The sequence below is a fragment of the Thermogemmatispora aurantia genome, from assembly GCF_008974285.1.
Taxonomy (GTDB): domain Bacteria; phylum Chloroflexota; class Ktedonobacteria; order Ktedonobacterales; family Ktedonobacteraceae; genus Thermogemmatispora; species Thermogemmatispora aurantia.
Genome location: NZ_BKZV01000003.1, coordinates 94,335 through 119,334 on the forward strand (window position 1 = coordinate 94,335; position 25,000 = coordinate 119,334).

The following is a 25,000-nucleotide window of genomic DNA, read 5'->3' on the forward strand; positions in this document are numbered from 1 at the left end:
GCAGCTCGTTTCATTGTGGCCTCTCGAAGGGGGCCTGTCAAGGGGTGGGCGGGGGCCTGTGCTCCCCCCTAACAGGCGCGTGTAGTGAACGTCAGGCGCCGGGTCGCCGACGTGATCTCATCCACCGGCCAGGCGAGTAGACAGGGCAGGCTAGCTCAGCGAGGTCTCCAGCAGGCTATCGCTATCGCGGCCAGGGCTATCAACAGGCTCCAGCAAGCGATAGCGATCGGGGAGATCCTCTTCTCCGCTAAGGTCCAGCTCCTGCAGAGCGGGATAGACCAGCGGAGGGACCAGTGTCAGCTCTAGCTCCTCACAGAGACGCAGCAGCGCGTTCTCCACCTGGAGCGGGAGGTGTTCTTGAAAGAGCAAAAGAGAGCCGAGACTCGCCGCGATCATCTCACGGATGTGGTCCTCATCGCGCTTGGTATGAAAGTGAGGGCTATGGGAGTGGTACTGCTGCAGCAGAGCTGCCGCGGGGGCCGAATAAAGAGGGCTGGCCTTGAAGAGCAAGTCGAGGAGCAGGAAGGTTTCCACAGCGAAACCGGAGGCGAAACGCAATGTTCGTGCCGTTGTCAAGGTCATCCCCTGCTCTCCGGCGTTAGAGGAGGTAATAGTCTCTGGGAGTCCAGACCAGGACTGACAGAGTAGGGAGACAATTGGCGAGACCACGCTCGTGCAGCGGCCAGCGCTGGCCTCGACCAGTGTGCCATTGCGCAGGCCGGGCTTGGCAGCCCAGCAGATGCGAATATTATGCAAGGTCCCACTGGCGTGGTAGGCGTAAGTTGTATGCGCGGCCATGAACAGGCGGCCCATAGCCAGCGTATACTCCAGCAAGGCACAGGGGACCAGATTATCGGCGTCGTAGAAAACGAGCCAGCGGGGAAAACGCAGCAGGTGGGCCAGCAGCGTTCCGAGATACATTCCCTCCCCCTTCCCATCGCGCACATGGCCGCTGCTATCCAGAATATGGGCAACGCCGTGGACGCGCAGCAGTGCTGCCAGGGCGTCGTCCTTCTGGTGCACCACGAACAGCTGACGGTGGGAGGCCAGTCGGGCCCGCAGGCCCAACCTGAGCATCTCATACTCCTCTGGGGGGCAGTTGGTCACGACAATGATCGGACTGTTCACCGGCAGATACCAGAGTACTCCGGCCAGCGTCTCCAGGCTCTCGGACTTGTGGGAGATGATGAAGGCGGTGTGGGCCAGGAAATGGGAAAGATCGTGGAGGTTGTGCTCTTCGAGAAGATGGGCAAATCGGATGGTGTCAATGAGCATATCGCTTGCTTTTCCTTTCTAATCGAGAGGAGTTGCGTCTGTCGCGACCGGAAAGATTCGACCATCTGTAGAGAAAAGACGCACGGAAGAGGGCTTTCATCTCATCGAGGCCGGCAAGAGCACAGAACAGAAAGGTACGGACCGGGCCGCTATCGGCTCCGCTCCCGACCGCTAAGAGAGTGAGCCACTCCACCGGGCACCGCCATTCTGCTTCAGGGGCGAGGGCGGTGACCCAACCCTAGCTAGCAACCTCGCTAGCCAGCCAGAAGGGAACTCTGCCGTACAGTAATACGTTCGCCTCCCAAAAGGCGCGCCGCTTGCCGGCTCAAAGTACTAGGTAGGCGGAGGGTTGAAACAGCCAGGCAGTAGACAGAGGCAAGAACCACTCCTGTACGGCTTTGCATGTGCTCCTCGTCGCCCCAGGCGGGGAATAAAGGCCCCAAGAGCGCAGCCCGGGGTGCCGAGAGAGGACGAGGTGGGCATCCGGCCAGGGAGCGAGGCCACCGCCCACGCAGGTGGGCAGATGCCGGGCTAGGAGCCGGATGGGGAGAAAGGAGACAGGTGCTGTCTCAGCTCCCTCCTTCCTTCCCAGCTTACTCCGCTCAGAGAGAGCCATCGCGACTATCGAAGCCAACGGAGGGGGGACTGGGAGAGAAGTGCTCCAAGAATCGGTAGAGGCGCCGTAATTGGCGCTCGTGTTCTCCTTGTTGCTGTTCGACATTTAAATAGAGCTGCGAGAGCAACTCGTAGCGCTGGGTCTGCTCATTGAGGCGCAGTAGCAGTGTTCCCAGTTGCTCCTGTTGCCCGGCCAGCACCCCCAGCAGCTCCTGCTGGGTCTCCTGTTGATCCCGACGGCGCTCCTCCAGCTCCCGTTCAAGATAGCTGAGCTGAAGTCCCTGCTGATCTTGCCGATCATGCTGTTGCTCCACGCGCTGGCGCTGCTCAGCGATCTGAGCCGTCAGGAACGTCATCTGTTGGGTCAGTTGTCCCAAAGTATGCGCCATCTGCTCCTGCTGGATACGCTGCTCTGCCAGTTGGGTAGTCAGGTGAAGCATCTCTCGCGTGAGCTGCTCGTGGACTTCGACCTCCTGTTGCACATGGGTCGTCAGGGCTTCGATCTGCTGACGAAGCAGGATGAGCGTCTGCTGCCACTGCTCACTGGTCTGCTGTAATCGCTCCGTCAGCTCTTCGAGTTGCTGTTCCAGCTCAGTCTGGCGGGTGCTGTTCTGGATCTGGAGGGCGGCGATTTCATCCTCAAAGGAGGTTTGCAGCCGAGTCAAGGCCTCATCGACAACAAGTCGCTGTTGCGCGGAGGCCTCTTGCTGTTGCTGAAAACGTGCCTCCAGTCGGCTGCGCAAGCGTTCCAGGGCCTCATGCTGGCGCAGGGCCTGCTCGCGGACTAGCCTGCGCAGGGCTGCCATCTCCTGAGAGACAAACTCGGGGGAGGCGACCGCGTGGGCTTCCCGAGGGGCTTCCGCGGCTGGCCGCTCGGGCAGCGAGCGCTGCTCTGGCTGACCACCCTCGTTCCTGGCTGGAGCGGGAGTCTGGACCGTGCTCGCCGAGGCAGCAACGCTAGCATTAAGCAAGGCCAGATCGCTAGCGCGGATCAGGCGTAGCTGGCTCCTGCTCTCGAGCGGGGGGCGACGTACTGGCAAGAGGCCTTGACTGATCCAGCGTTCGATGGTCGCCTCACTCTGCCCGCTCGTACGGGCGGCCTGGCTAATAGTTAACCAGCGATCTTCAGGGTTGGCCAGCTCGTCGACGAGGTGTTCCTGCTGCACAGCTTCTTCTGTCCTTGCAGGCGAGTCTTCCTGCATGTGTTCCTCGAACATGAAAGCAACTGCCTCCAGCTATCCGCTGGTCTCAGTATATGTTGCCAGCCCGGGGACGTCAACAGCAGAAGGCAGGAGGCCGGTCTCGACTAGTACGAGTGGCTAGTTGAGGTCAAGGATGAGAGGAGGGATAACCCCGTGGTCCAGTCCATCACTCAGACTGGACCAGGTGAGGCCGAGGCCGGGGCAGGCAGAAGCGCACGTGGCTTGCCAGTCTACTGTTGTGGGCTGGCGGCCTGCGCTTGCTGCTCCTGCTCGGCTTGCTTACTCTGCTGGCGCCAGAGGGTGACCTGGCGCTCAACCATCTGGATAAAGGTTTTCACGACCAGGGGGTCACGACTCTGGGCATAGGCTGGGACGAGCTGTCCAACAGTGCCGAGGCCCTGCTGGTCCAGGTAGTAGTTGCGCACATAACGGAACCAGTCGCGGATGCCGTCCTCCCAGCTCTGGTAGCTCCGGTAGCCACTCAAGGAGCGGCAGTGGCAATCAGCAGTGACTGGGGCGTGCAACAGGCCAGGCGAGTGGGTGACACGTGCCAGGCCCACGGTGCCGAAGGTGCTATCGTGCAGGAAGAACGCCAGGGCATAGACGGGGTCGATCCCCACCTGCTCTCCACTCTGGTAGATCAGGTGGGCGTCGCCGGCCAATGGTGACTGGTATTGGGTCAGCAGGCTAGCGATGAAATCAACCGTGACCGTCGGGCGCCCCTGGAGCGCGTAGCCATCGGCAGGATAGGGCACGGCAGTGGCCCGATTGCCGGCTGAGGGTCCGATAGCCGTTGGGGTAGGCACCGGTGTCGGCTGTTGGCCTGTACTACTTGCGTTCATTGTGGAAGTCGTGCCACTGACCGGACCAAAGAGCCGCAGTTGCTCGCTGCGCCAGGTGTCGACCGCTGCCTCGACTGCCCGGATGTAGCCAGCCACGTCGTTGTGATCAGCCGCCGGTGCATAGCGCGGAATGATCTCCTCGACGGTGGTCAGTCCCCAGCTATCGATGTAGACGCTGCGAATGAGCCGATACCAGGCGACAAAGCCGGCCTCCCAACTGGGAAAAGCTGCAAATCCATCGATGCAAGCGGCATCGGGAATGCAGCGCAGGTTACCCAGCGAGAGCGTCGTCTGGGCGATGCCCACTGTTCCAAAGGTGCTTTCATGGAAGAAGAAGGCTAGAGCATAGACGGGGTCGATCCCGTACTCGATCCCGTCGTCGTAGAGTGCCTGGCCTTTGCCAGCGGCTGGTGAGTGATAGCTGGTGAGCACGAGGTCGATCAGAGCGGGACTAACGGAGGGTGGTCCCGCAAGGACGTAGGGGCTAGCCGGCTGCGGCGCGGCGCGCAACGTTGCGCTCCCCGAGGCAAAGGAGGCGAAGCCAAAGAGGAGAAGCAAAAGGCTAACGATGAGAATTTTGCCGATCCGCTGCATGCGTCCGCCTTTCGTTATGGCCTCTCTTCCTCTAATGATACCCCATTTCGCTCAGAAAAGGCAGCCCCCCTGTAAAAAAGGTGGGGGAAGGTCAAGCGCGGTTGACGAGCCGGGCTGGTCAGGTTTGTCCCTGGCGTAGATAGAGTACAAAGCCAGGAAGATTCACGCGCCGGTAGTGGCGGCTGGCAAGAGTACTGGCCTGACTGCTGAGCAACGGGAACTCGCCGTTCTGGGCGTCGCTGAAGAGATAGGCAGCTCGGGGGTCGGCACTGACCTCCTGGTAATAAGGGGGATAGCGCACCAGGTCATTGCGCGTGAGCCAGGGATTAATGGTTGCGCAGATCACCTGCTCCTGGCTCACAAAGGTCAGGCGATCACAAATCCAGTAACCGGAATAGACGTGGCGGACTCCCCACTGCTCCAGGGTGGCTGCCAGAGCAACGTATTCCTGCTGACGCTGAGCGGCGCTGGGGATCTCAGGGAGGTTGGCAAGGGTACCCTCCAGGAAGGCCAGAACAAGCAGGGCCAGGACTGTCCCGGCGAGTAAGCGCTGGGCGCGGGCATAGACGCGTCCACGGTAGGCGGCAGTGCCGAGTAATAGTGAAGGCTGGTCCTGGAAGGCGTTGCCGATGCCAGAGTGGAAGCTCTGTTGAAAGAGGTAGACCGGGGGCCAGATGAGGGCGGGGGTCAGGATCAGCAGGCCCACCAGGTAGCGCATGCTCTGAGGGCGCTGCGCCGCTGTCAGGCTGACAGTGTAGCTCAGCAGCGTGATGAGACCTGCGAACAGCAGGAGCAGGCGACTGGCGTGCAAAGCCTGTGCCTGTCGCTTCTTCCCCCTCAGACGGCCCTCTTTTGAGGGCTGCCAGAGCTTCCAGAGGTGGCGCAATGACAAGAAGAGGGAGCTGGCGAGCAGGAGGAGAAAGCCAAGGCTCCAGCCGCCGTAGAGCGCGGCGCAGCTAAGGCTCTGGCCATGCTGCCAGCCGTAGAAGGGCAGGGCTTCCAGAGGGCAGGTCGGCGTCATGCCGGTGGCCAGGGGCAAGCTGTAAAGAAAGGTGCCAGCCAGTTTCTTGAGCCAGAGTTGCAGACCCGTAGGAGGTATCCCGGGATAGCGATTCTGGCTATAGAGGGCCAGGAAAACGCTGAGCGAGTCCTGGCCGGCGGGAGCCTGGAGATTGTAGAGAATCAGCGGGAAGGCCCCGAGGGCCAGACCGGCCAGGAGGAGGAGCGGCAGGACCGGGTACCTCAGCCATTCACGCCAGCTAAAAAGCACCAGGAGCAGCGCCGCGCACACGAGGAAGGGTATCACCAGCCAATGACTCCACAGACCCAGGCCGGCTACAAGTCCCCAGGCGAAAGAAGCTAGCAGACGTCTCTTGGGCCATGACTCTTCTGGCACCTCCGGCTGAGTCTGCGCCAGCCAGGCTGCCAGAAGCATAGCCAGTGAACCAAAAGCCAGGGTCTCCACAGCTCCTCCAACGGCGCGCATTTCGGGGGTCAAGACATAGCGTGGCGCCAGGCTGAGCAGCACCAACGAGAGGAGAGCCACCATGCGCCCATAAAGCAGTCGGGCTAGCTGGTAGAGAGCGAGCGCAAAGAGGAGGAGAAAGACCAGCATGGCCAGGCGCAGCGAAAGCAAGGAGGGGCTGAAGAGGTGAAAGAAGACGGCCGCCACGTAGGCCTCGCCGGCCCCCATATAGTTTTGCCCATAGTAGAAGATAGGCCAGTCCTGGCCACGGGCGATATGGAGAGCCATCAACCCCATCGTTCCTTCCTCGCTGTCGGTGCCGGGCCAGCCAGCAAGGCTGAAGCCTAGGCGTATCGCCAGCATGGCGACGATGAGAGTTAGGGCTGCGAGCTGCTCGCCTGCTCGCCGCAACTGCATACGCAAGGTTGATAAGGAGGCCATCATTCCCCTTTCCTTGCAGAAGAGGACAGAGACGAGACACCTGCCTGCCCAGAGGCAGGGATTACCTTTCAGCTCTCTATCTTGAGTGAATCTATTCTAGACGACTTGCCGTGCGTTGCCTAGATGATTGGGCGAAAAATACCGGCATTGGCTGTCTTGCTGTTCCACTGCCCCGGCTTGACCGCCAGGAAGCAGGAGGGGACCGATCGACGGTTGCCGACCACGAGATTTTGGTGAGGCAATTCAGCTATACTGTGTCGTATCAAGGCTGATGACGGAGGAGAAGAAAGCTGACCATGAGCCGAGATGGATATGCTGGGCAGGTCCAACAACGGATCGACGCGTTGTTGGCCGCAATGACCCTCGAAGAGAAAGCCGGGCAACTCACGCAGTATTTCTACTTCCCGGGTTTCACCCTCCAGACCTCCTTTGTGGAGGAAGAGATTCGCTCTGGAAAGGTGGGGAGCCTTCTCTTCGTCGCCGACCCGGTGCAGACCAATCGACTCCAGCGCCTTGCGGTTGAGGAGAGCCGCCTTGGCATCCCGCTGCTCTTTGGCTTCGACGTCATTCATGGACTGCGGACCATCTTTCCCGTGCCGCTCGGGCTGGCGGCCTCCTGGGACCCGCAGCTGGTCGAGCAGGTGCAAACGGTAGCGGCACGGGAGGCACGCGCTGTCGGTATTCACTGGGCTTTTGCCCCGATGGTGGATATTGCTCGTGATCCTCGCTGGGGCCGTATCGTCGAAGGGGCTGGAGAGGATCCCTACCTGGGCGCACGCCTGGCTGCCGCACATGTGCGAGGCTTTCAAGGCGAGGGGATTGGCGCAGCCGAGCGCATAGCCGCTGGACCGAAGCACTTTGTGGGCTATGGAGCAGCGCTAGGCGGACGCGACTACGATGAGGTCAACCTTTCTGAGAGTGAGCTACGCAATGTCTATCTGCCGCCGTTTGCAGCAGCAGTTGAGGCGGGCGCTGAAAACATTATGAGCTCCTATGTGGGGATCAATGGAGTGCCAGCGGCGGCAGACCGCCGGCTGCTCACCGAGGTGCTGCGGAACGAACTAGGCTTCCAGGGATTCGTGGTGAGCGACGCCAACGCAGTGATCGACCTGACCACGCATGGTCTGACGCGCGACGATCGCGATGCCGCCCTGCGGGCGCTGCAGGCTGGCCTGGATATGGAGATGTCTCTGGGTGTACAGTTTGGGGGTGAGACTGGTCCAGCGGCGCGTCCGGCGGCGTTCTCCACGCTGCCAGAGGCGGTGCGTGCTGGCCAGATCGAGGAGCGAGTGCTCGACGCGGCGGTGAGACGAGTGCTGGCGCTCAAGTTCCGCCTGGGCCTCTTTGAGCACCCCTATGTTGATGAGATGCGCGCCAACATGGTACTCAGCTCGCCCGCCCATCGTGAGCTGGCGCGCGTGGCCGCTGAGCGCTCAGCGGTGCTCTTGCGCAATACAGGTGTCTTGCCACTCGACCGTGCGGCACTGCGTCGGCTCGCTGTGATCGGGCCACTGGCGGCGGATAAGCGGGCGACCCTTGGCCCGTGGGTCTTCGTGCCGGAGCTCGAGCGTACGGTCACCGTCCTAGAGGGACTCCATCAGATGGCAGGCTCCACACTGCAGATCGACTATGCTCCTGGGGTGCCGCTGCCAACCCGTCCCATCCCTTCGCCATTTGCCGCTCTCGACCAGCTCGTCCCAGGCGCATCTTTGGCGGGGGAACCGTCATTGGACGAACGGGCCGAGTTCGAGCGAGCCATCGCCCTGGCCCGCTCGGCGGATGTTGCGGTGCTGGTACTGGGCGAGGCGGCAGACATGAGCGGGGAGGCGGCCTCGCGCTCAACGCTCGACCTGCCAGGCCGGCAGTTGGAGCTGTTGGAAGCAGTGGCTGAAACCGGGACGCCACTGGTCCTGGTGCTGCTCTGTGGCCGGCCCCTCGATCTGCGCCGTGTGGTTGAACGGACGGCAGCCCTGCTGGTGGCCTGGCACCCGGGCAGTGAAGGAGGCAACGCCGTGGCCAGGCTGCTCTTTGGCGAGGCCACTCCTGGGGGCAAGTTGCCCGTGAGCTGGCCGCGCAGCGTGGGACAAGTGCCCTTGATCTATGCGCATCTGCGCTCGCACCAGCCGCATACAAGCGGCCTACGCTACTGGGAGGAAGAGAGCACGCCCCTCTATCCTTTCGGTTTTGGCCTCAGCTATGGTGAGGTGGAGTATAGCGATTTGCAGCTGAGTGCCACCTCGATCGGCCTTCACGATACGCTGGACGCCAGCGTGGTGCTCCACAACCGCTCGCAGCGTCCTCTCGAGGAGGTAGCGCAGCTCTACCTGCATCAGCGCTATGGGAGGGCAGCCCGTCCGGTACGTGAACTGAAGGCGTTTGAACGCGTGAGTCTGGCCCCCGGAGAGAGGCGTACGCTCCGCTTCACGATCGGGCCAGAGGCGAGGCGCTACTGGAGCGCCGCCGCTGGAGCCTATGTGCTCGATGAGTCCGTCTTTGACGTTTGGGTGGGCGGCTCATCGCAGGCCTCCTTGCACGCCGAGTTCACTGTGCAGGCCGACAGCCAGGTTGGCCGCTGACCCTGCCCAGGGAAGGCAGCGATACCGCGGGCGCTGATCCCAGATCAGGCGGCTTCGCCCGGCCTGGGTCAGTGCTCCCCTGGCAGGGCGGCGTTTGGTTTGGTAACAGCGTCTGGAAGGACCATAAAGGTGCATACAGGCTATGCAGGTGCAGAATCCGATCATTCCTGGTTTCCACCCCGACCCGAGCATCTGCCGTGTCGACGATGACTACTATCTGGTTACCAGCTCCTTCGAGTATGTTCCCGGTGTGCCTGTCTTTCACAGCCGCGACCTGGTCCACTGGCAGTGTCTTGGCTACTGCCTCACTCGCCCTGAGCAACTTCCCCTGCCGAGGAGCGAACCGTCGCTGGGGATCTTTGCCCCAACCATCCGCTTCCATCAGGGCAACTTTTATATGGTCACCACCAATATGGACCTGCAGGCAGGGAGAGGAGGAAGGAGTAACTTCTACGTCACTGCCCGCGACCCGCGTGGCCCCTGGTCCGATCCGATCTGGCTGGAGCAAGGGGGGATTGATCCCTCGCTCTTCTTCGATGACGATGGCCGAGTCTATCTGACGAGTACTGCAGAGGGTCAGGAGCAGGGCATCCAGCAGAGCGAGATCGACCCGGTCACAGGCCGGCTCTTGACGAAACCCCGCCTTCTCTGGCGAGGAACTGGCGGTGCCTACCCTGAAGGCCCGCATCTCTACAAGATCGATGGCCGCTATTACTTGATGATTGCCGAAGGAGGCACCTCATATGGCCATATGGAGACGCTGGTTCGGGGACCAACGCCGTGGGGGCCGTGGGAAGCCTGTCCCCACAACCCTATCTTGAGTCATCGCAGTCTGCTTAGCCCAATTCAGGCCACTGGTCACGCCGACCTGGTGCAGGCCCAGGACGGCAGCTGGTGGCTTGTCTGTCTGGGGATCAGACCTCAGCCCTTCACCGGACTCCATCAGCTAGGGCGCGAGACCTTCCTGGCCCCGGTAGTCTGGGATAGCCGCGGCTGGCCACACGTCGGCGAGAACGGACGGCTCAAGCAGACCTTCGAAGGGCCACAGCTGCCTTCCGTGTCCTGGCCTGCCCGCGCCGTGCGTGATGACTTTGATCAGCCCACGCTCGGTCTCGACTGGAACTTCCTGCGTTGGCCTCCCCCGGGCAGCTGGTCGCTGGCCGCCCGCCCTGGCTTCCTGCGTCTGCTCGGCAACACGGCCACGCTTGATCAAGGCCACGGCGTGGCCTTCGTAGGAAGACGACAGGAGCATGGGCAGTGCACCGTGACAGCGCAGCTCGAATTCGCTTCTCAGATTGAGGGTCATGAGGCCGGCCTGACCGTCTGGATGAACCGTGAGCACCACTATGAGATCGCTGTCCTCTGTCAGGAGGGGGAGCACTGGGTCATTGTGCGCCGACGCATCGGAAGCCTGGCGGCCATCGTTGCCCGCGAGCGGGTAGAGGCAGGGCCGATCACCCTCGGCATTCGGGCCATTCAGCCGACGCAGCCCGCGTTCGGTGCCGTTTCCCTCTATCTTTTCTCGTACACCCAGGGTGAGGCAGGGAGGCGCGAGTTGGCGCAAGGTGAGGCTCGCTATCTGACCTCAGAGGTCGCTGGTGGCTTCACAGGCGTCTACTTCGCCCTCTATGCGACTACCAACGGAAGGAGCGGCACCGCAGTCGCCGACTTCGACTGGGTCGAGTACCAGCCCGCTCCCGACTTCGCCTCCTGAAGTCAGCGACTTTGCTGCTGAGGAGCGCGGAACCGGAAGGAGGGAGGTCAAAGAGCCTGCCCCCCTCCGGTTCCATCCTCGACCCTGGCCCTGTTCTCAGTAAGCTCATCCGGCTTGCCCCTCGCGGGTGCGGGCTAGGCTCGTCGTGGCCGTACCGTTCAGGCAGTGCTACCCTCACGCAGACGGAAGACCTCGACCGAGCGACGCAGGTACTCGACCCGCTGCGCCAGTGCCTCGACATGCTGCGACGCCTGGCGCGTGTTCACATTCATCTGGCGAGTCGCCTGGGAGAGGCGCTGCATGGTTTGCACAATCGAGGTAAAGGCCTGCAGCTGGCGGGCCGCCATATCTGTAATGCGCTCGATCTCGCGTGCTTGCAACTCAACGGCTTCAGAAATCGTCTCCAGAGCAGCTCCAGCCTCCTGCGCTCGATCAGCTCCAAAGGCACTTTCGTGTTCTGTAGTACGCATCGAACTTGTCACCGCATTGATATCCTGCCGTACTCCATCGACGATCTGCACGATCGAGCGCGCCTGGCTGTTTGCTCGCTCGGCCAGACGCTGGATATCAGCCGCTACCGCTCCGAAACCGCGCACTGACTCCCCCTCGTAGGCCACCAGGGTTGCCGCATCCTGAGCCAAACGGTTCGTCTGCTCGACAATGGCTGAGATTACCTCGACGGTACTGTTAATAGCGCGCGAATGCTCGTCAAGCTTCTCAACCTTAGCAGCGGTCGCCTGTACATTCTCATAGATGCGCTTTAGACCTTCGAGCACTTGTTGGACGGCCTGGCGACCCTGGCGCACATGCTGAAGCGACTCATGGGTACTTGACTGCAGCATATTGGCGCGCTCAGCGATATTGCGGCTGGAGGAGGCAATATGCTCGATCTCGCGGGTCGCACGGGCGATCTGTTGCAGCTGCTGGTCGCCTGTTTCCACCAGGCGCGCCAGAGCATCGACGACGACCGTTGTTGAGATGGCCACCTCGCGTGCTGCCCCCTTGACACGCATGACCAGGCTGCTCAGTTCGGCCAGCATATAGTTAAAGGCATTGGCGATAATCTGCAGCGTCCCGCCAGTCATTCGCGCGCGTCCGCTCAAATTGCCCTGGCTGACTCCGCTGACATCGCCTACCAGAGCCTCAATCTGCTTCTGCAGGGCATTGCGCTGATCTTGAATCTCCTGGATCAGGCGCACCATGTGGTCGAGCATGCTATTGAGCGAGCGGGCCACCAGGGCGATCTCATCGCGGCCCGAGACCGGGGCGCGAACGCTGGTGTCGCCCTGGGCGATACGGCGTGTTAGGCGAGCCAGCTGGCCCAGGGGGCGGGCGATTGTCCAGTAGACAAAGGTTCCGACCAGTAAGACCACAGCGATAATCAAGATGGCGGCCAGCGCGATCTCAATCGCCGTCTGTGTAGCCTGGGGGCCAGTTACCTCGACCACCTTATCGCCGACGGTCTCCGTGAGATCGACGAGGTGCTTCCAATCATTTTCCAGAGGGGTATAGACACTGTTGGCCTGTTGCAGCAGCTGGGTGGTCTTGCTCGTAGTGCTGGAAGATTGCAACGCCGCCAGCTCGCGATCTTGCGCTTGCAGGTAGTGCTCCCACTCACCTGACAGGATGCGCTGCAGCGTCTGCTGCTGGTCACTGGCCAGGCCACGGGTACTGCTCTCGCTCTCTAGCAGCGTGCGGATGGGGGCCATCTGTGGCGAAGTGGCCAGCTGGTAGTTGTGCTGGTAGCTCGTCAGGCCCTGGGCGAAGCTTGACTCCAGCGTTTTGATCTCGGCGGTCAGGCGCTGGCGCAAGGCAGCCAGATCAGTATTGGGGGCCCCAGCAATAGTCGTTGACACGAATGTCTGGGCCTGCAGGGCGATCAGGTCGGCATGCATATGCTGCAGGTTTGCCAGCTGGGTTGTGGCCACGTGGACGGCATCAGTGCTCACCTGGACCGCCTGGCTGCGGCCATTAAGGGTATCGATATAGGCCCGTCCGAGCAGCCAGAGGATGATGCCCGGAATGACAGCCACTAGCATAGCTGCTAGAAAGAGACGCCGTACAATGGGCGCCTGCGAGATCCATCTCATCGAAACCATCGTGCTCACGTTCCCTTCTTGCTTCTCTACACCTGGTCGTTCGCGGGGCAGCGATCGGACCAGTGGGCTACTCGGACCACTCAAACATGATGCAAGGTAAGCGCCACCTGCTCATTATCGGGGTAGCTATAGGGGGACGGCACAGCGTAGGGATTGTGCTCATCGGGCCATCCCACAAAGCGGGCCGTTGTGTACTCATACCAGTTGACGCTGTAGAGCAAGGGAATCGAGGGCAACTGCTCCACCATAATGCGCTGCAGTCCAGTGAGAGCCTGCTGCTGTACTGTGGGATCGGTCGAGTGGGCATATTGAGCCAATAGCTGATCGGTTGTGGGGTCGCTCCAGCGCTCCCAGTTCGAGGGAGCAGATTTCCCGATCGGTGCTGTGTTGGCGCTATCGAGCAAAGCATCGTACAGATAGTAAGGGGAGGGGCCGCTATTGGTCCAGGAGATCGCGCTCTCAAAGGAACCCAGCTGCAGATCCGAGACATAGGTATTGAGCGGGAGCGCCTTAACCGTGACCGAGATGCCGATCGCGGCCAGATCCTGGGCCATCAAGGCACAATCCTTTTCCCAGTCAGTCCAGCCAGAAACAACCTCCATGCTGAAAGCCAGCTGCCGGCCCTCGCGATCTACGAAGATGCCATCGCTTCCCCGCGTAAAGCCGGCCCCTTCCAGCAGGCGGATGGCGCGCGCCCGATCGATCTGGAACGAGAGCGAGCGATACTGCGGAGCCAGGAATGAACGGTAGGCAGGCAGGACAATGCCCGTTGGATGAGGCGGCGGCTCGTAACCGTTCTCGCCCTCCTTCGAGAGGCTCTCACGGTCGATCGCCAGACTGATAGCCTGGCGCACAGGGAGCAGATTGAAGGGATAGCGGGCAGTATTGAGATAGAGCATGACGATGGCAATGGGAGGCAGCCAGTAACGGTTGTGAGTCGGATCACGCGCCACAAAGCTCTGGAGATTCGAACTAAAGAGGCCCGTCCAGTCAATAGACCCCTGGGCCAGGAGCAGGTCAGCGCTGGCGTTGGAGACATAGGCCGGATACCGCAACTCGCTGATATACGGTTTGCCCGGCTGCCAGTAGTGTGGATTACGTTCCAGGATATAGAGCGTGGGATCAAACGACTTCAGGATGAAGGGGCCGGTGCCGACCGGATTCGGATTAGCTTCGTGCACGGGATCCTTGACGTGCTCCCAGATATGGCGGGGCACGATGTAGGTCTGGCCACCGATGTACCACTCCTCTGGAAACGATGGCTGCTTGAAAGTAATGACCACACGGTATGGATCGGGGTTCGTCACCGCCTGGAGGGTGGTCCAGATGCTATGAAGATCCAGGGCCGGAAAGCGGTGGAGCAAGTTGAGCGTAAAGACCACATCGTCGCTGGTAAAAGGCTGACCATCGCTCCACTCGACTCCGCGGCGCAGCTGGAAGGTGAGCGTCTTGAGGTCGCTAGACCAGGAGAAGCTGGTCGCCAGCCAGGGCTTCACCTGGCCGGTCTCCTGGTTAAAGAAGAGCAAGGTCTCATAGATCATCCCCTTGGTCCCGCTGAGCGTCGAGTTATCGGCGGCAAAGGGATTAAAGAAACGCTGGAAGCGTCCATAGGGGCCGGGGACAATGGTTAAGGCTCCCCCATACTTGATCTGTGAACCTGGCTGGGTGCTGCTGGTCGGCGTACTGCCAGGCACACAAGCTGTCATCACCAGCAGCAGGGCTGCAGCCAGCACCAAGAGCCGGGGAACATGCCGGCGCTGGCGCCTGCCACGGAGTTGAGTCACCCAGAGTGAGTCAGGGCCAGGCGAGGAGCCGCACCACGAAGCGGGACTGAGACTATGAGGCTCACAGGCAGGGCGAGTGTGATCAGGGACAGTGCTGGGCATGGTGCATCCTCCTTGACATCAACATCAGATCCTACTGATAGGACTCGCCGTCGGAAGCTTGCGGTGGCTGCGAGACCCACAGCTGTGAAGAGGGCAAAGGGGTATTGGGGCTGGACCCTGGTAGCCCCATCGGCGGCAGAGGTGTCACTGCCCCACTGGGAGGCAAAGGGGTCTGTGGCGGAAGGGGCAGCAGGCCGGGCTGAGATTGGCTGAGCGGGGCACTCACAGGCCGCGTGCCTGAGCCAAGTGGAGAGATCGACCCGGTCGTTGTCAAGCTACGCCGCTCGCTTGCAATCGCTGTCGGGGCTGCTGACTGCTCACGTGAGACCCTGAAGGCATCGACGGAGATCCGCAGATGCTCAACCAGGGAGGCCAGGCGCTGCATATGATGAGTCGCCTCGCTCAAGCGGGCCTTGTTCGTCTGCGTCAGATCGGCCACATACTGCATAATCTGGACTGCCGCCGTGGCCAGCTCCATCTGTCTGGTCACCAGGCTTGTGATATCGGCGATGTCGCGGGCCTGGCGCTCAACTGTGGCAAAGATACCTTCCAGGGTACGCTCGATGTCCTGAGAAACCTTGCTTTCCACAGTGGTCTCGCGCTGGGTACGCTCCATAGAGGTAGCGGCCTCGGCAATATCCTCCTGGGCATTGCGCACGATGCGTGCGATGTTATTGGCCTCCAGCTTGGCCTGCTCGGCCAGCCGGCGGATGCGCACGGCCACCGCGCCGAACTCTTTGCGTCCCTCGCCGGCCATCGCGGCCTGGATAGCTGAATCGAGGGCGAGGCGATGGGTCTGGTAAGCCAGGCTGAAGATGACCTCCACAATATCGTTGATCTCCTGTGAACGTTCGCCCAAGCTGCGCACACGCTGTGTCGTTGCCTGCACATGGGACTGAATGTGGCCGAGGCGGTTAATCGCGTCCCAAGTGGCTTGATGCCCACCAGTGGCGCTGCGCTGCGTGTCTTGAGCGATGCCTTCCAGAATCTGGGCGTGTTGGGCCACCTCCTGACTCGCCAGAGCCATCTGCTCCACCCCGCTCGCCGCCTCATTGATCTGCTGAATCTGAAATTCCCCGAGCTGGCTGAGGCGAGTCATCTGTTCCAGCGTGAGTCGGGTCGAGGTCTCCACCTCGCGCGCCACCTGCTTGATACGGATCACCAGGCCCTCCAGCTCGCTGATCATGTAATTGAAGGAAGAAGCGAGCACTCCCAGTACGTCGCCGGTCACATCAGCGCGGATGCGCAAATCGCCCTCGCCAACCCCTTTCACCTCGCTCGCCAGATTCCCGATGCGCGTTTGCAGGAGATCGCGCTGCTGCTGCGTATTCTCCATCAATTGGACAATGGTGTCGAGCATGGTATTCATTGAAGCTGCCACGCGGGCGATCTCGTCACGTCCGCTGAGCCTGGCGCGCGCCATCGTATCGCCCGCGCTAATGCGCCGGGTGAGCTGGATGAGCTGGCGCAGTGGACGGCTGATCGTCAAGTTGACAAGGTAGCCAATGGTAAAGACAAAGAGCATGGAGATGGGGATGGCGGTCACGGTCCCAATCAACATGGGGACGGTCTGTGAGGGACCAACGCGCACGACCTCGGTGTTGACACGCTCGGCAATGTCTACAATGCGTTGCCAGCTCGCTAACAGCGGTGTATAGAGCTGATCAGCCTTCTGCAGGAGCTGGGCTGCCTGGGCCAGAGGCATGCGCGTATCGAGGCCGATCAAAAGGTCGTCCTGGGCGGCCTTGTACTGGGGCCATTGATGCTCCAAAATAAGGTCGAGCAGCTGCTGTTGCTCACTGATAATAGTGGTGTGCGGGTCATTATCAAGCAGAATCTGCCGGATGTCGGCCATCGCCGGGGCAGTGGCGAGCTGGTACTGTTCTTGATAGGCCACGCTGTCGACATCGAAGCTCCCTTCGATGCTGAGCACCTGCAGGATGACGTCCTCTTCTGCACGCGTTACGGTAGCATCGCTGGTGCTATTGGTGGTGACGCTTGGCAATAGAGCCACCAGCAGCGCGTGCATGCTCTGCAGGCGCGCTAGCTCGGTGGTGGTAATCTTGATGGTCTGGTTACTGATCAGGACAGCTTGCCTTCCCGACTCCAGGGCATGAAAATAGATGCTGCTGAGGAAAACAATCGCAATAAAGGGAATGATGGTTGCCCAGGCGAAGGTGGCAAAGAGCCGTAGGGAAATCGGCGTGTTACTGATCCATCTCGGCATCTTCCTGGCCTCCTCTCTTGCGCTCGGCTCCGTCGCGCTCTCTCTGCCGCTTGCGGGTTCGCTCGCAGGACCACACGCGGTCATTGACGTCAAACGCTGCCAGTGATGTTGAGCTAAGTATACAATATCAGTAGTCATGGAATTCCTAAATGGTTGATTAGTCACCTGAATTTCTTACTGACATTCTTCTCTGCGTTGTTACGGTACCGGTACCGTAACAACATCAGAAATCGATTCACTGTGCAAAGGAGAGGTTTGTTCGCCGGCGAGGCATGCGGGCGATGGGCGCTGCGCGTCTTGGGAGCAGGGCACAGGGTCGTGGCAAGAGAGCAGCGAGCGCGAGGAGAAGAGCGAGGTGAACGGCGATCTGGTGACGGAGCGGATGGGGTCAGCGGCGCAGAGGGAGGGGGGGCAGTGTTAGTAGAAGGAGGGCGCCGGGCAGGGGGGGTGGAAGGCTGCCGGCGCTGTGAGCGGAAGCAATCAAGAAGAGGAAGACGAAGACCAGGAGCAACACCGCCAGAGCGATGGCTGTCAGCACGATCGCCGTGCGCAGGCTCAGGCCCTTCTCGGGCAAGGAGAGCGGCCACCCCTGGGATTGGGCCGCCTGGGTTGACGGGGAAGGAGCCGTGGAGGCAGGGGACGGTCTACGTCGTGTGCGTATCAGTCCTCCCTGTCTCTGGGAGTCACTGACGACTGGGGCGGAAGGAGCGGCCTGAACGCGGGTCGATGGGAGCACCAGGCGCTGCGGTTGCTCCTGACTGGCCTGACTGCCAGAGCGTGCCGAACGAGCCGGGCCGCCTGGGGCCTGTAGGCTGGTCCAGCCGCAACGAGGGCAGCCTGTCTGTGAAGAAGCCAGTGGCATCTGGCAGACTGGACAGCTGACGCCGGGGGTGCTGGTGCGAGCCTGATGCAGATCCTCATAGAGCTGGGGCAGGTCCGGCTGCGTCTTATGTGGATCGACGGCGCGCCCTCTTTCCGCTGTGGGGGTGGGCGGCTCCTGACGCGCTGGCTGTAGCTGCTCCAGTACCTGTCTCAACTCGGCCTTGAACTCTGCCACCGACTGATAGCGCTCCGTAGGCTTGAGTGCCATTGCGCGCTGAATAATGGCGTTGAGCCGCTGCAGAATCTCTGGCGGGAGCATAGCGAGCTGAGCCACATGGCGCGGCATGCGCGTGCCGCGTGTGGGGCGAGCGGCCTCGAAGCGGAAAGATTTACCCGCCTTCTCCTCTGCCAGCAGGCGAGCCAGCTGCTCCTGAAGCGAAGGTAGGCCAGAATGTCCCTGCTGGAGCGCCTGATTGCGGGCGGAAACGCTGGCCGGCTCTTGCATTGTCAAGGCGAAATACAGTGTCCCTCCCAGGGCGTAGACGTCGGAGCGGGGGTCGGTGCCGCTCCCGCCGGGGTACTGTTCGGGCGGAGCATAGCCGGGCGTGCCTTGATGGCGGGCGAAGAAGAGTGTGCGCGCTCCGTCAGCCACCGCCTTAGCGTTGCCCAGGTCGACCAGATAGGCAGTTCCATCGGACGTGATGCGGATATTGTCGGGCTTGATATCGCGATGGATCACTGGCGGTTGCTGGCTATGGAGAAACTGGACAGCGTCGCAGACCGCCAGCAGCCAGCCCAGAATCACAGGCAAAGGAATAGCCTCATCGTGCTGGCGGGCCAGACGCAGCTGTTCGGTCAGGTCGCGCCCTTCGATATAGCTCAACACGACGTAGTAGCGTCCGCGCTCGCTAAAGGCATCGATAAAACTGGGCAAGTGGGGATGGTGGAGGCGGCTGAGCACGCGAGCCTCATGCTGGAGCTGGGCCTGACCACTGGCACCGGTGACCAGGTATTCTTTCACCGCACAAGGCTGGTTCGTGCGCAGATCCACCGCCAGGTAGACATGGCCGAAGCCGCCGCTGCCCAGGGCTCGTTCGATGCGGTACTGGCCACGCATGATCGTCCCCGGCGGGATGGTTTCGATCATCATAGATGCTCTCTCTTCCTCCAGTTATCGCTCGGCTAAGAATAGGGAGAGGCGGCGCCCCATGAGGCCCCGCTGCATTATAACACTCCTGTCGCGCCACTGTCATGGACACACGCTACAATGGCTAGCTCGCTGGCTGCGAGAGAGACGGACCGGCGGGCAGTAACCCCCAGCCGGGCGCAAGTTGCCATGTTCTACGAGGCTCTCCTGGAGAGACAAACGCCCCTGTTCCCCTTTTCTTACCGATGAACCTGTCTCCAGGGAGAAAGCACCTGGTCCGGGACCCTGGATCGCGGTTGCTGTAGCCCTGTGCTGTCCACCGCCCCTGGTGGCATCCGCCACAGGCCAGCTCATCTAAACAGGTGTGCATTGGCTGGTGCCGAGGCGACCTGGACGTGCTATGCTAAAACAACACTCCTGTATTTCTTACTGTCCCTGTCGTACCCGGTGGCCCTGCTTTGCCTGAAGCAGCCGGGAGGCGAGCCTTCTGAACCTGAATTGAAAGGTAGAGTGAACGAACGGATGCCTGTGGAGAGCTTGACCAGCGGCTTGCTCTTCGACGAGCGCTTTCTAGCCCATGATGCGGGAGTCGAAACCTCTGTGCAGACCCGCGAGGGGAGCTTTCAGCTCGATCCAGAGCCGCATCCCTCGGACGTGGCCATTATCAAGCGCACCTGGCAGTTTCTGGAGCGTTCTGGCCTCCTCGGGCGTATGCGGCATCTGCGTGCGCGGCCTGCCCGAGAGGAGGAGCTGCTCGTCTATCACACGCGCCCCTATCTTGACGGCTTGCAAGCCCACGCTGCGGGTGGGCCGCGACAAGGCGACTGGGGCGAGATCGACGAAGATACACCGGTGAGCGCCGGCTCGCTAGAGGCAGCCTTTTGCGCTGCCGGCGGGGCCTGTCAGGCCGTGAAGGCTGTGATGGACGGAGAGGTACGCAATGTCTACGCACTACTGCGACCACCCGGTCACCATGCTGAGCGCAACCGGGCCCTGGGCTATTGTATCTTCAATAACGCGGTGATCGCCGCCGAGTACGCGCGCCGAACCTACGGCTTGGAGCGCGTGATGATCATCGATTGGGATGTTCACCACGGCAACGGAACCCAGGAGGCTTTCTATGCAGACCCGGGAGTGCTCTTTGTTTCGCTGCATCAGCGCGACTGGTATCCCCGTCTGTCGGGTGAGTTAGAGCAAGTTGGGAGAGGGGCCGGCGTAGGCTACACTGTGAACATCCCCCTGCCGGCAGGCACAGGTGACCGCGGCTATATTGCTGCCTTTGAGCAGCTGGTGCTGCCGATCGGTCTGCGCTATCGCCCGCAGCTGATCCTCATCTCGGCGGGACAGGATGCGAGCTGGCTTGATCCGCTGGCGCGTATGATGATGACGCGTCAGGGGTTCCGGCGCCTGAGCGAGCTGGTGGCTGGCCTGGCCAATGAAGTCTGCGAGGGGCGCCTGGTTGCCCTGCAGGAGGGCGGATACAGTCGCGCCTACGTGCCCTATTGCACTGCGGCCATTGTCGAGGCTCTGCTCGGCGTTGACCTGGGTATTGTCGATCTCTATGCCGGCGCCTGGGAGCTGGAGCGCAGTGCGACCATCTTTACGCAAGCCACTCGCCAGGCCCTGGAGGAGGCCCGACGCTGGCATCGTCAATGGTGGCCGCTGTGAGAGCAATGGAATAGGGAAGGACTGGCGAAGAGATGGACGGGTGGCCAAGAGCGACCTGACCTGACGGCTGAGGATGAGTGGTGGGGTGGGGAGTAGGGTGCAGTCAGGTAGCTTCACGAGACATGGCATGGTTCAGAAAGGAACATCGAGTGTTGAATAGCAAGGGCGAGGGGCGCTGGCGCCTCCGGGGCTATCTGCTGGTTGGGCTGGCCTCGCTCCTCTTTGGTTTCAATGGGAACCTCGCACGCAAGCTGTTCGATGAAAGCGCGCTCACGCCGCTGACGCTGGTGGAGTGGCGCATGCTCATCGGGGGGGCCTGCCTGTTTGTTTTGCTGGGCGTGGCCCAGCGCGGAAAAGTTTGGCCGCCGCGCCGGAGCTGGGGCTGGCTGCTGGCCTTGGGCCTGGCGATGGCGACAGTGGCCTATAGCTACTTCATGGCCATTAGCCGTCTACCGGTGGCTATTGCCCTGGTGATCCAGTTCAGCACCCCGGCCTGGCTGGTGCTCGGTGAGGCGCTCTGGCGACGTCGCTGGCCGGCCCTGCCAGTATTGGGAGCCTTGCTGCTGGCGGGAAGCGGTCTTGTGCTGGTGACGGGAGCCTGGCAGCAACAATTCTTGCGTTTGGATGGCCTGGGGTTGCTCTACGCGTTATTCTCGATCCTCTCCTTTGCTGCCTACCTGCTGCTGGGGCGACGTGTTGGGCGCGAGCTGTCGGCTCTGAGCGCGACGACCTGGGGGGCAATTGTCGCTGCCCTTTTCTGGCTGCTCGTGCAGCCGCCGTGGCGTATACCGCTCGCTAGCCTGCAGCCGGGTCTGTGGCCGGCATTGGCAGCAGTAGGGGTGCTGGGTATGGCGCTGCCGTTCCTGTGCGAGCTGGCGGCCTTGCGCTATCTGGATGCGGGCCGGGTGGGTATCGCAGCCATGTTAGAGCTTGTAGCTGGCAGTGCCATCGCCTACGTCTGGCTTGGCGAAGCATTGACTCCTGACCAGCTTCTCGGAGGGGTGCTCGTCATACTCGGCGTGGGGCTCCTTCATTACGAAGAGCTGCGTCATCAGGCCAACGGTACCCTTCCGCCAGTGGAGCTGACGCCAACCGGAGTGGAGGAAGGTTCCGGGGGCCAGCCAGGTCGGGGGAAATGCCTGCGCGACCTGGCTGTAGGCCAGGGACAAGAGGGCCAGGAGGAGCCGGGATCAGCGAGATGAGGATGAGGGCCAGAAGAGGCTGGGTGAGCAATCGCCGCCGTGAGGGAGGACTCAGCGAATCGACTTCTCGCGATTCGGGTCCTCGCGCTCCTGACGATAGGTCTCGTAGGCTTCCCGTACCAGGCGGCAAATCTCCTGGGGATCATCCGAGACGCGCAGCAGCTCGGCATCGCCTGGAGAAATCTTGCCTTCGGCCAGCATCGTCTGGTGCAGCCAGTGCAGTAAACCGCCCCAGTAGCGAGAATCGTAGAGGATCACCGGGAAATGGCTGACCTTGCGCGTCTGAATCAGGGTCAGGGCCTCGAACAACTCATCCATAGTGCCGAAGCCGCCCGGAAAGATCACGAAGGCGTTGGAGTATTTCACGAACATGGTCTTGCGAACCATGAAGTAGCGAAAGTCAATTGAGATATCCAGGTAGGGGTTCGAGGCCTGCTCGAAAGGCAGTTCGATGTTGCAGCCGATGGAGAGATTGCCTCCCTCCTGAGCTCCCTTATTGGCGGCCTCCATAATCCCTGGTCCGCCCCCGGTGATGATAGCGAAGCCTGCCTGGGCCAGCAGGCGCGCGGTCTCCACAGCAGCGGCATAGGCGGGATCATTGGGCCGGGTGCGAGCCGAGCCGAAGATGGCCACTGCTGGAGGGATATGGGCCAGCGCGTCGAAGCCATTGACGAACTCGCTCATGATGCGAAAGACGCGCCAGGGGTCGGTGATGGTAAAGTCAAAGTGGAGCGCGCGCTCCAGGGCATGCTCATCGGCCTGGATCTGCTCGCTCGGAGGTGGCTCCGATGGACTCACCAGCGGGCGCGTTGGGCGCGTCAGCAGGCGTTCATCCTCGGTCAGAGGCCGGCGCTTGCTCTGGAACGAGCGGAAGCGCTCTGCCCCCTTGCGACTCCGATGGTTAAACTGGTTGCCTTTCGACGACTGATGCGGCGACGGTGTATGATTATGATTGCGACTCATCGTCCTTCTTCCTCACGAATAGTGCAGTCCCTCTGCTTATTGTTCTGATTATTCGCCAGACTGGCTGCCGGCGGCCAGTGTGGAGGGCGAGCCGAAGGGGCGCCACTTTAAGACAATGGTGGAGAGCGGTGGCAACGTCAACACGATTGACTGCGGGCAGGACTGCCAGGCGATCGGCGCGCTGGGAAGCGGCTGAGGATTGCCGAGGCCGCTGCCACCGTAGCGCAAATCATCGCTATTGAGCACCTCGTAGTACTCGCCGGCCAAGGGAGCCCCGACGCGATAGCCGAAGCGTGGCACCGGCGTGAAGTTACAGATGAAGATGAGCGTTTCTTCTGGGCGCCGACTGCGACGTTGAAAAGAGATCACGCTGTTCTCGCTATCGTGGCAGTCGATCCAGGCGAACCCCTCCGGCTCACAATCCAGCATGCTCAAGGCTGGCTCCTGCAGGAGGAGACGATTCAGGTCGCGAACGAAGTCGCGCAGCTGGGCGTGGTGAGGATCGCTGGGCGGCTCCAGCAGATGCCAGTCGAGGCTCTCACGATAGTTCCACTCGCGCCACTGGCCGAACTCGCCGCCCATAAAGAGCAGTTTCTTGCCCGGATGCCCCCACATGTAGCCTAAGAAGGCACGCAGGTTGGCAAAACGCTGCCAGAGGTCGCCCGGCATCTTGGTCAAGAGCGACCCCTTCATATGGACCACCTCATCGTGAGAGAGCGGCAGCACGAAGTTTTCGGAGAAAGCGTATGTCAGAGAGAACGTGATATTATTGTGATGATAGCGGCGATAGATAGGGTCAAGACGCATATATTCGAGCATATCATGCATCCAGCCCATATTCCACTTCATGCTGAAGCCCAGTCCTCCGACATAGGTGGGGCGCGAAACCAGCGGCCAGGCAGTAGACTCCTCGGCGATAGTCAGAGCACCCAGCTCCTCGGCATAGACCGCCTCATTGAGTTGGCGCAAGAAATCGATGGCCTCCAGGTGCTCACGTCCGCCGTAGCGATTCGGGACCCACTCACCGGGACCGCGCATATAGTCCAGGTAGAGCATTGAGGCCACGGCGTCGACGCGCAACCCATCGATATGGTATTCGCGCAACCAGAAGAGAGCGTTGGCGATCAAGAAATTGCGCACCTCGCTGCGACCGTAGTCGAAGACCAGCGTGCCCCACTCGCGGTGCTCTCCCTTGCGGGGGTCGGCGTACTCATAGAGGTGGGTGCCATCGAAGAGGCTCAGGCCGTGGGCATCCGTGGGGAAGTGAGACGGCACCCAATCGAGAATGACGCCGATGCCCTGCTGATGGAGATAGTCGACAAAGTACTGGAAATCCTCCGGGCTGCCGTAGCGACTGGTGGGAGCGTAGTAGCCAGTCACCTGATAACCCCAGGAGCCATCATATGGATGCTCCGCAATAGGGAGCAGCTCGACATGGGTGAAGCCCAGATCCTTGACGTAGGCGGCCAGGGCGTGAGCCAGCTCACGGTAGGTCAAAAAGCGATCTTCCTCGATGGCCCCGAGGCGATGGCGCTCGGGGACATGGCGCCAGGAGCCTAGATGCACCTCGTAGATCGACAGAGGAGCGGAGAGCTGCTGGCGGGCCGCTCGCTGGAGCAGCCACTCCTCATCGTGCCAGCGGTAGCGACGCAGGTCGGTGACGATGCTGGCAGTAGCAGGGCGCAGCTCAGCGGCAAAGGCGTAAGGATCGGCCTTCTCCAGCACCTGGTGATTCACCCGCGAAACGATCGCGTATTTGTAGAGTGCGCCCACTTGTACGCCGGGAATAAAGCACTCCCAGACGCCCAGCTCACGATGACGGAGCTGCATCGGGTGAGCGGAGCGATTCCAGCCGTTGAAGTCTCCGATGACAGAGACAGACTCGGCGTTGGGGGCCCAGGTAGCGAAGTGTACCCCGCTGATCCCATTGACCACACGTGGGTGGGCGCCCATCTTGTCGTAGAGACGATACTCCCGCCCCTGCCCGAAGAGGTAGAGATCAAATTCACTGAAGAGCGAGGGGACGGACTGACTGTTGGTCGGCTGCTGGGCATGTGCTCCATCCTCAGAGACTGTTGACATGGCCTTCTATTCCATCCAGGCGCGAGATTGGTTCTGCTCCGTTCTGCTTGCTGACTTATCCAGAGCACAGAGAACAATTCTAGCATAACACAGAAGGCAAGAGAGAAACTCCCCCTCCTTCGCTCAGCTTATCACGGAGCAGGCTTGGAAACCCGGACTGCCGAATGCGACGAGCAAGGT

General features: G+C 61.3%; 14 protein-coding genes. 4 read left to right on the forward strand and 10 right to left on the reverse strand.

Annotation, left to right across the window (positions count from 1 at the left end):
• Window positions 1–150: 150 nt before the first annotated feature.
• The 4 genes from KTAU_RS10145 to KTAU_RS10160 form a co-directional block, all read right to left on the reverse strand.
• The gene (locus KTAU_RS10145; RefSeq protein WP_151728286.1) at window positions 151–1,275 is read right to left on the reverse strand and encodes a mannosyl-3-phosphoglycerate synthase; all 1,125 of its coding nucleotides are present in this window, start codon (window positions 1,273–1,275) and stop codon (window positions 151–153) included.
• A gap of 602 nt (window positions 1,276–1,877) precedes the next feature.
• Entirely contained in the window at window positions 1,878–3,056 is a 1,179-nt protein-coding gene (locus KTAU_RS10150; RefSeq protein ID WP_151728287.1) for a helix-turn-helix domain-containing protein, read from the reverse strand.
• 266 nt (window positions 3,057–3,322) lie between these two features.
• Complete coding sequence (locus KTAU_RS10155) at window positions 3,323–4,528, reverse strand: glucosaminidase domain-containing protein (protein WP_151728288.1); 1,206 nt, start codon at window positions 4,526–4,528, stop codon at window positions 3,323–3,325.
• A 118-nt stretch (window positions 4,529–4,646) separates the two neighbouring features.
• On the reverse strand, window positions 4,647–6,437 hold the full coding sequence (locus tag KTAU_RS10160) for a glycosyltransferase family 39 protein (protein WP_151728289.1): 1,791 nt from the start codon (window positions 6,435–6,437) through the stop codon (window positions 4,647–4,649).
• A 293-nt stretch (window positions 6,438–6,730) separates the two neighbouring features.
• On the opposite strand from KTAU_RS10160, the gene KTAU_RS10165 reads away from it, so the two are divergent.
• Window positions 6,731–9,010, forward strand: a complete 2,280-nt coding sequence (locus KTAU_RS10165) for a glycoside hydrolase family 3 N-terminal domain-containing protein (RefSeq protein WP_151728290.1) — start codon at window positions 6,731–6,733, stop codon at window positions 9,008–9,010.
• Window positions 9,011–9,152: 142 nt separating this feature from the next.
• A complete protein-coding gene (locus KTAU_RS10170; RefSeq protein ID WP_151728291.1) occupies window positions 9,153–10,724 on the forward strand; it encodes a glycoside hydrolase family 43 protein in 1,572 nt (523 codons plus the stop codon).
• Window positions 10,725–10,882: 158 nt separating this feature from the next.
• Here KTAU_RS10170 and KTAU_RS10175 read toward each other — a convergent pair whose 3' ends face one another.
• From KTAU_RS10175 to KTAU_RS10190, 4 genes are all read right to left on the reverse strand, one after another.
• The gene (locus KTAU_RS10175; RefSeq protein WP_151728292.1) at window positions 10,883–12,823 is read right to left on the reverse strand and encodes a methyl-accepting chemotaxis protein; all 1,941 of its coding nucleotides are present in this window, start codon (window positions 12,821–12,823) and stop codon (window positions 10,883–10,885) included.
• An 80-nt stretch (window positions 12,824–12,903) separates the two neighbouring features.
• Entirely contained in the window at window positions 12,904–14,709 is a 1,806-nt protein-coding gene (locus tag KTAU_RS10180) for an ABC transporter substrate-binding protein (RefSeq protein ID WP_151728293.1), read from the reverse strand.
• 31 nt (window positions 14,710–14,740) lie between these two features.
• Window positions 14,741–16,936 carry a methyl-accepting chemotaxis protein gene (locus tag KTAU_RS10185; RefSeq protein ID WP_170293201.1) on the reverse strand — a complete coding sequence of 732 codons (2,196 nt, stop codon included), beginning with the start codon at window positions 16,934–16,936 and terminating at the stop codon, window positions 14,741–14,743.
• A gap of 388 nt (window positions 16,937–17,324) precedes the next feature.
• The gene (locus KTAU_RS10190) at window positions 17,325–18,908 is read right to left on the reverse strand and encodes a serine/threonine protein kinase (RefSeq protein WP_151728295.1); all 1,584 of its coding nucleotides are present in this window, start codon (window positions 18,906–18,908) and stop codon (window positions 17,325–17,327) included.
• A 519-nt stretch (window positions 18,909–19,427) separates the two neighbouring features.
• On the opposite strand from KTAU_RS10190, the gene KTAU_RS10195 reads away from it, so the two are divergent.
• The gene (locus KTAU_RS10195) at window positions 19,428–20,573 is read left to right on the forward strand and encodes a class II histone deacetylase (protein WP_151728296.1); all 1,146 of its coding nucleotides are present in this window, start codon (window positions 19,428–19,430) and stop codon (window positions 20,571–20,573) included.
• A 149-nt stretch (window positions 20,574–20,722) separates the two neighbouring features.
• Window positions 20,723–21,775: an EamA family transporter gene (locus KTAU_RS10200; protein WP_170293202.1), complete on the forward strand. Its 1,053-nt coding sequence runs from the start codon at window positions 20,723–20,725 to the stop codon at window positions 21,773–21,775.
• A gap of 51 nt (window positions 21,776–21,826) precedes the next feature.
• Here the strand turns inward: KTAU_RS10200 and KTAU_RS10205 are convergent, their stop codons facing one another.
• Window positions 21,827–22,738, reverse strand: a complete 912-nt coding sequence (locus tag KTAU_RS10205; RefSeq protein ID WP_151728298.1) for an LOG family protein — start codon at window positions 22,736–22,738, stop codon at window positions 21,827–21,829.
• Between the two features lie 48 nt (window positions 22,739–22,786).
• Window positions 22,787–24,820: a 1,4-alpha-glucan branching protein GlgB gene (gene glgB / locus KTAU_RS10210; protein WP_151728299.1), complete on the reverse strand. Its 2,034-nt coding sequence runs from the start codon at window positions 24,818–24,820 to the stop codon at window positions 22,787–22,789.
• Between the last annotated feature and the right edge of the window lie 180 nt (window positions 24,821–25,000).